At 43.1% G+C, this 6915-nt stretch carries 6 protein-coding genes; 3 read left to right on the top strand and 3 right to left on the bottom strand.

The window, feature by feature from the left end; all coding sequences use genetic code 11:
* Positions 1–669 precede the first annotated feature (669 nt).
* Positions 670–2007 carry a carbohydrate porin gene (locus A1QO_RS15005; protein WP_017041184.1) on the top strand — a complete coding sequence of 446 codons (1338 nt, stop codon included), beginning with the start codon at positions 670–672 and terminating at the stop codon, positions 2005–2007.
* Positions 2008–2093: 86 nt separating this feature from the next.
* Here A1QO_RS15005 and A1QO_RS15000 read toward each other — a convergent pair whose 3' ends face one another.
* The 3 genes from A1QO_RS15000 to A1QO_RS14990 form a co-directional block, all read right to left on the bottom strand.
* The gene (locus tag A1QO_RS15000; protein WP_017036732.1) at positions 2094–2762 is read right to left on the bottom strand and encodes an START domain-containing protein; all 669 of its coding nucleotides are present in this window, start codon (positions 2760–2762) and stop codon (positions 2094–2096) included.
* Positions 2763–2870: 108 nt separating this feature from the next.
* Positions 2871–3896: an acyltransferase gene (locus tag A1QO_RS14995; protein WP_017041183.1), complete on the bottom strand. Its 1026-nt coding sequence runs from the start codon at positions 3894–3896 to the stop codon at positions 2871–2873.
* 249 nt (positions 3897–4145) lie between these two features.
* Positions 4146–5102 (bottom strand): AEC family transporter, encoded by a 957-nt coding sequence (locus A1QO_RS14990; protein WP_017037790.1) that lies wholly within the window; start codon positions 5100–5102, stop codon positions 4146–4148.
* A 121-nt stretch (positions 5103–5223) separates the two neighbouring features.
* Between A1QO_RS14990 and A1QO_RS14985 the strand changes: the two genes are divergently transcribed.
* Both A1QO_RS14985 and A1QO_RS14980 read left to right on the top strand, forming a co-directional pair.
* The gene (locus A1QO_RS14985) at positions 5224–5832 is read left to right on the top strand and encodes a TetR/AcrR family transcriptional regulator (RefSeq protein ID WP_026026589.1); all 609 of its coding nucleotides are present in this window, start codon (positions 5224–5226) and stop codon (positions 5830–5832) included.
* A gap of 128 nt (positions 5833–5960) precedes the next feature.
* On the top strand, positions 5961–6815 hold the full coding sequence (locus A1QO_RS14980; protein WP_017040157.1) for an alpha/beta fold hydrolase: 855 nt from the start codon (positions 5961–5963) through the stop codon (positions 6813–6815).
* Positions 6816–6915: the final 100 nt, after the last annotated feature.

Here is a 6915-nt window from a genome sequence, read left to right as displayed (position 1 = left end):
ATCAAGTTGCTGCAAAAATCAGCTCGAAAGGTCAAAGCGCCCTAGTTGTAAATAATATTTCATTCATTCTGCACAGTTATATTTACGGTATGGCTCTAATACGTCAAGCATTATTTACAGAATAAACAATAGGATGAATATAAGTCTCGATGTTGACTCGGTAGATAAAGCTTTAGGTCTAGGTTAATACGGTTTTGTAGGCGCTCTCTTAACCACTGGCGGTTATGACGGTGTCTATTTTTGATTGCCATACTCAAATGCAATCGGCGAACTTTTTCTTTTCAGGGAGGTCCGATAGGTGACGAAAATTCTATTTGTTCGCTTGATTTTCCCTAATTCTGTAAGTTTCAGATAGTTTGCTTGAATGTTTTCATCATGGTGAAATTTTTCATTGTTTGCCTGCGATTGAACATCATTTCCTGGGCAATTTTCGTGAACTATCCCATCAAATCCTATGAAATGAAACCGTTTTCAAATCACCTTTAGCCTTCGCTTTTAACGCTAAACCATTGGGCTTATTAGCCTGTCTGAGTGCACGAAAATTTCCTGTTGTTTCATGACAAAGGTACTCTCGTTTTGATGTGAAACACAGCGCTATTTTCAACTGTTTCATTGCTTATTATTCCCTCGAACCAAAATAAATATAAAGAAGAATAATAGGGAAATAACATGAATAATTTTAAACGCTTGCCTTTAACCATAGCAGTGGCTGCTTCACTTGCTTCCGTTTCTTCTTTTGCAGCTGATGATATTGCTGCATTAGAGCAACGTATCCAAGAGCTCGAAGCGAAGGTAGTGACTCTAGATTATACCGATGATCAACAGCAATCGGCTTTACCTGCTGATGTAGAGGTCCCAGTAGGTATTATCTTCTCTGGTTATGCACGTTACGGCGCTCTCTACCAACAAGGTGATAGCAAGCTTGTGAATATTGGCAGTACTGGCCGTTCGATTGGTCGTCTAGGTAATGAAGCGAACGGTGGCGAATTCCAGTTTGGTAAAATTTTCGAGTCAGAAAGTGGCGTTAAGTGGAACCTCGCCGTGATGCTTGACCACTGGGCTCACAGTGACTGGGGATCTGCTGGTGATGTAAACCTTAAAAAATTCTACGCAGGGGCGAGTAATATTTTTGAAAGCCAACCGGATCTTTATGTGTGGGCGGGACGTGACTTCCACCAACGTCCTCAACAAGGTTTGAACGACTACTTCTGGATGTCTCACGATGGTCAAGGCGGTGGTTTTCAAAACTTTGATTTTGGTGGTGCGAAACTCGACTTTGCATTTGTAGGGGCGGTTGCTGGTGGTACGGACTTTTACTGTAATGATGAAAATGGATCTGGGGTGGATAAAGAGGGTGAACCCGTCAAGTGTAATATTGGTGGCGCCCAAGGTAACGACAGCGGTACTTACGCATTCACTTCTAAGCTACACAGTATTGATGCAGGTATAGGTAATCTCGATCTTTACGCAAACTATGGCTTCTCTTCTGATAAAGATAACAGTGAGACATCGGTGTTAGTCGGTGCAACGTTAGGTTTAGGATCTTCACACAAGCTGATCGTGAAATATGGTGATGGCGCGGATAACTCAGCATTTGATCTCGCAGGTAAAAAACAAGTGCTTTACACCAGTGTCGAAGGCGGCGTAAACCCTTCTGACAACGTGTTTATTGACTACCTAGTTTCTTACAAAGATATTTCTGGCGATGACGTTAAGACTGAGTCTAAAGAGTACGCAGCCATTGTTCGCCCTATGTACAACTGGGATGACACGCACTCTACGTGGTTAGAAGCGGGTCTTGGAATGGTGGATTACCAAGATGATTCAGAAGAGCAAGCTTGGAAAGTCACATTGTCTCAAAATATCTCTCTAGGGGGCTTACCTTGGAGCCGTCCAATGCTGCGTTTCTACACCACTGTGGGGGATGTAGAGAAGAGTGGACCAAGCGCCACAACAACAAATGTTGATACGGTAAGTTTCGGCGCAATGTTTGAAGCTTGGTGGTAAACCACCAATCGTTTCGTTGATGCATCAGCGGCGAGTTTTAAGCTTGAAGCGCAGAGCAAAGGGATACCATTGATTGGGTATCCTTTTTATTCCGTTTGCGGGTTGTTCAAAGAAAGCGCTGAGTCAGCCGAACTGATATTCGGGTGCGTAGCGTTTTGGTAGTGGACGATTTCATTCCTTAGCCCTTGGAATGTTTTCAATGCGCTGTTTATCGAGAGTTTGTTTATCAGCCAATGGGGGAGTACACCCGACGGGTTAGCAAAAGCAACGTATTCAATGTGAGTCGTGCCGTTGCTTAGCTTTTCTAGTTTCCACAAGGCTTTTACATCAGAAATTCTAATATAGTTAGGTTGCTTAGCTAACATGCTTGGAGCATCTTTAATTAAGAGGAAAAAAGCGCCGTGGTCGAAGTAATATCGTGAATAAGTCACCATATCCCGATCACGAGCTGGCCAGGGAGCTTGAAATTGAGTGTATACCACGTTCTCAGTTGGGCTTATCTGTTTTAATACCTGGCTTTTTTTAACGTTATCAATCCAGTTAGGAACATGTTCCGTGTCTTCTAGCAGAAGTAAAAAAGAGGAATAACGGGTAGTGATGAACATTTGAGCACGAATCTCGACCAAGCCGTTGGTGTGCGGGCGACTGTGAAGAGTGATCCCATCTTCAGTTTTGACAAATTGCCAAGCCACTAAAGGCGAGGCGACTGAGGGGGCTGCCAGCAATAGAGAGCCGATCAGTAGTAATACAAACATAATCGGCTCCTTTTTCTATTATCGAATCAGTTGTCATCGAAGTACCTAGTACTCAAACAACGGTTACCGAAATAATTGTCACTGAAATAGCTATCACCGAACTAGCTATCACCGAAATAGCAACGTATTGAATGGTGTTTTTTCTAACCCTAGAACCAATAAATACGTCAGTAACACCGACCCTGACCATACCACAAGATCTCTAACGCCATGTGTTAACTCAAGCATGCCTGCGATATTGAGCATAAAGATAATGACCAACATGTGGCTTACGTAGATGGGCAACACTCGTTTCGACAATGAAAAAACAAGCGTTGAATCGCCTAGTGTTGGTTTCGACAATAGCCATAAAAAGCAACCAATCGCCCAGATACCCGTCCCCAATAGATAGTCGTTTGCGTTAAAAGCTTGGCCATATTGGTGTAGGTTCCAGGCTTCTCCCATATGCAGAGCAAGACCTACCACAGCAATTAATAATGCACTCTTGCTATTCAAACTATATTGAGACTGGCGAATTTTAAAGCCAATCGCAACCATTAACGTGGCGAAAAATGGACCATTTCGAGTAAAGAATGGCGCATCAAAATGGGTGATGACTTGGTAGCTACCGGCAAGCACGCCATAGAAATAGAGCAAGATTGCGATGGGCATAATTAACGCGCTTTGTTTGCTTTTGATTAAGAATGCGAGAAGAGCCACGGCGCAAACTAGAGCAGGAATAAACCACAAGTGGACAAGGCCACCTTCGAGTAGTGAGTTTAATGGTGATTGCAGTAAGTAATTCCAGTAACCGGAACGTTCTGCTAAGTAACCTTCGCTGAGTAAGGTACCCCAATTAAAGGGCATGACTAAACTCAGGATGCTCCAAATAACCCAGATTTTTACAAGAGGCATTGAATAAGATTTAAGCGTGCCTATGGGATCGAGAGTCAGCTTTGGCTGAATCAAATAACCTGAGATAAGAAAGAACAGTGGAACAGCAAAACGAGTCGATTGATTGAAGACATAGCCAAACCAGGATTCGCCATCAAACTCTAAATACCCGAGAAACAGCTGGCAGTGCATAGAGAGTATAGCCAGCATAGCGATAACGCGACCAAGCTCGATGCTCGCAATTTTATTTGTGGTGGACATGAAAAATAACCTTGGGGGAAAGAAACCCAAAATGTACCAATAAATTCAGTAATACCATAGCGTTAGAAAGCGCTATAGGTGCGTTTTGCTAGGAAGCTATTCATTTTAATGCATGCTATTGATGGTTATGTCACTTTTTTCGTCATCATACTTTTGTCGTCATCATACAATGTTGTTCAAAATACAAAGTTCAAATGGCATTTTTCCTACCTCACAGTTGACAGATGCCCGCTCATATTAGGTTCATGCCTATATCAGCTTAAGGGCAGACAAGGTGAAAATACCCAGGGTGCAGGTAATCAAAGATAGCACCGTGGTTAAGGCGATAATATTGGCGGCTAACGTGGCATTGCCACCCATTGCCCTAGCCATCACATAGCTTGCCGCAGCGGTGGGTGCGGCAGTCATTAGGAAAATCAACCCAAGCTCTTGACCTTGATAGCCGAAAGCAACGGCTGCCAGAGTGGCGGTGACCGGCGCTAGAATCAATTTAAAACAACTGGCAAACCATGTCGGTGCTCGGTCGTGTTTTAATGACTGAATATTCAACGACCCGCCTGTGCAAAGTAACGCCAAAGGCAGGGTCATATCCGCAAAATATTGTCCTGCATCTATCGCTACGTTTGGGATAGGGATCGAGAGTGAGTAGGCGATCACACCCAGTAAAATAGAGATGATGAGTGGATTTCGAGTCAGTGTTTTGCCGATGACTTTAACGGCTTGTGCGCCAAAACCCTGCTCGGTAGGTGAAAGGGCAATCACGGCTTGAATATTATAAAGCACGGTCGTTGAGGCCACATAAATTGCCGCCAAAGCGACGCCTGATTCACCATAGATATTCGCCACATAGGCGAGGCCAATGATTGCGGTGTTAGCTCGAAATCCACCCTGAATAATAACGCCTTGATCTTTTGGTTCTCGAAAGACTCGTTTAGTGACAAGCATGGTAAAAAGAAAGAACAGAGCATTCACGACGAGGCCAAAGAACACCAAATTTCCGCTCTTTGAAAAGTCGTGTTCCGCTTGAACAATACTTAGGAAGAGCATCGCCGGTAGGGTGACTTGAAAAACCAACTTTGAGGCGATATCAATGAAATTCTCATTGATTAGGCGGATTCGCTTAAGTAAAACACCAAGAAACAACATAAGGCAGATAGGGCCGGTGATCGATGCTGAAAAGGCGAGTTGTTCAATAAGAGTGGTCATGAATATCCTTAAATTTATCCTCTATCGCATTGTGCCTCGGTATTGGAATAATGAACATTTAATTTGCAAAAAAGTACGAACGTGCTAAATATAGGGTAGTGAATGTATTTTTGTGATGAATATGAGCAAAGGCCGAGTTACCAAAGAACACATTTTGAATACCGCGTTTGAGCTTGCCAGCATCAATGGTCTAGAGAGCTTAACCATAGGAGCGCTTGCTAAGCAGTGCGGTATGTCCAAAAGTGGTCTATTTGCGCATTTTAACTCAAAAGATAATCTGCAAGTCAGTGTACTTGAATACGCGAATCTTATTTTTACGCAACGGGTTATTTCACCCGCGAGATTACAAGATACTGTCAGTATTGAAGATAAGCTTATTGCGTTGATGGATAACTGGTTAAGTTGGAACCACTCTTTTCAAGGCAGTTGTATGTTTTTGGATGCGTGGAAAGATAACGCCGCTTCTCCTAATGAAACGCAAGTTGCATTGAAGAAGACGATCTCTACGTGGATAAACTACCTACAAATTCAGATTGAAAAAGGTGTAGAAAGTGGTGAGTTCCATCAAAATTTAGATCCGAAACAAGCGGCATTTGAATTGTATGGTTTGTACTTAAGTGCGCACCTTTTTTATTCCATTCGAGGTGAGCAAGCAAGCTATCAGCATTTTTGGCAAGGTGTTAAACGACTCTTTGTCAGTTGGCGCAGTGATAACATCGATTCACATTAGACATCGTCTTACAAGAAAATGAACGCGGGTTATAAGTAGCGACTATTGGCCCTAAACACAATTATTGACACTGACTGCGTTCTAAAAAAGCACGGTCGTTCTATTAATGGCTAAATCAAGGAATGAACATGAGTGACAAAATTTACTTTAATACTTCAGCAAAATTTAGCGTAAAGCGCAGTTTGTTGAATCTCTCGACCCGTTTTCATCATACCGTCGCGCCAAAGCACGCTAAAAAAGTTGCACGAAGATTGCTACTTACCCCAATGAGAACGCCGCCTAAAAACAGTGAGCCGAAGGGGTTGGTGAAAGGCGAAGTCAGAATGGAACATGGGGTGTTGAAAACTTATCAACTTGGTCAAGGACCAATATGGGTATTAAGTCATGGGTGGTCCGGAACGGCGAGTCAGTTTTATCCGTTGATGGAGCACATAGCAAGTAAGGGCTATACCGCTTTGGCCTACGATCACCCTGCTCACGGAAAAAGTGATGGTATTTATGGTCATATTCCAGCGTTTGTTCAAGGCTTGGAAGCGATATTAGATAGCTTTGAAGAAGATGTGGCTGGTGTCATTGCTCACAGTATGGGCACGGCATCGGCATTGGAGTGCCACCACCGAAAAATTATCGACTGCCCAATGCTATTGATTGCTCCAGTGCTGGATTACCTCGACAACTTGTTCGGCAGCGTTGCACGTTCTGGGTATTCGCTGCGACTTTTTGAAGCGATAGTGTCTGAAATAGAGGAGCAGTACCATTACCCCATTCAGTCTGTGGATCCTTATGGAAAACTCAGCAAGCGTTCAGCTAGCACGATCATCGTCCATGATCGCAAAGATAAGTTTGCTGACTTTTCTGTATCGGAACGCGCTGCGAACAACATTAGCACTGTAACGCTTCACGCGACCACCGGGCAGGGACATGGAAGAGTGATGACATGTCCTCAAGTATTCGAGAGCTTTGATCAATTACTGGTGAAGTAAATTGATAGTTCTATTGATAATCTTGGCGTTATACGAGAGGTGAACTTATTTTAAATTAATAATTATTTCAGGATGTTAACTTCATTAACCTTATTGTTGA

Source organism: Vibrio genomosp. F10 str. ZF-129, from assembly GCF_000287055.2.
Lineage (GTDB): Bacteria > Pseudomonadota > Gammaproteobacteria > Enterobacterales > Vibrionaceae > Vibrio.
The sequence above is the reverse complement of the archived record's forward strand: the minus strand, read 5'-3'. Positions and strand labels throughout refer to the sequence as shown.

Excerpts from the sequence above, each read along its gene's own strand:
- A1QO_RS15000 (WP_017036732.1), bottom strand. The coding sequence starts at position 2,762 with ATGTTTGTATTACTACTGATCGGCTCTCTATTGCTGGCAGCCCCCTCA.
- A1QO_RS15005 (WP_017041184.1), top strand. The coding sequence starts at position 670 with ATGAATAATTTTAAACGCTTGCCTTTAACCATAGCAGTGGCTGCTTCA.
- A1QO_RS14980 (WP_017040157.1), top strand. The coding sequence starts at position 5,961 with ATGAGTGACAAAATTTACTTTAATACTTCAGCAAAATTTAGCGTAAAG.
- A1QO_RS14990 (WP_017037790.1), bottom strand. The coding sequence starts at position 5,102 with ATGACCACTCTTATTGAACAACTCGCCTTTTCAGCATCGATCACCGGC.
- A1QO_RS14985 (WP_026026589.1), top strand. The coding sequence starts at position 5,224 with ATGAGCAAAGGCCGAGTTACCAAAGAACACATTTTGAATACCGCGTTT.
- A1QO_RS14995 (WP_017041183.1), bottom strand. The coding sequence starts at position 3,896 with ATGTCCACCACAAATAAAATTGCGAGCATCGAGCTTGGTCGCGTTATC.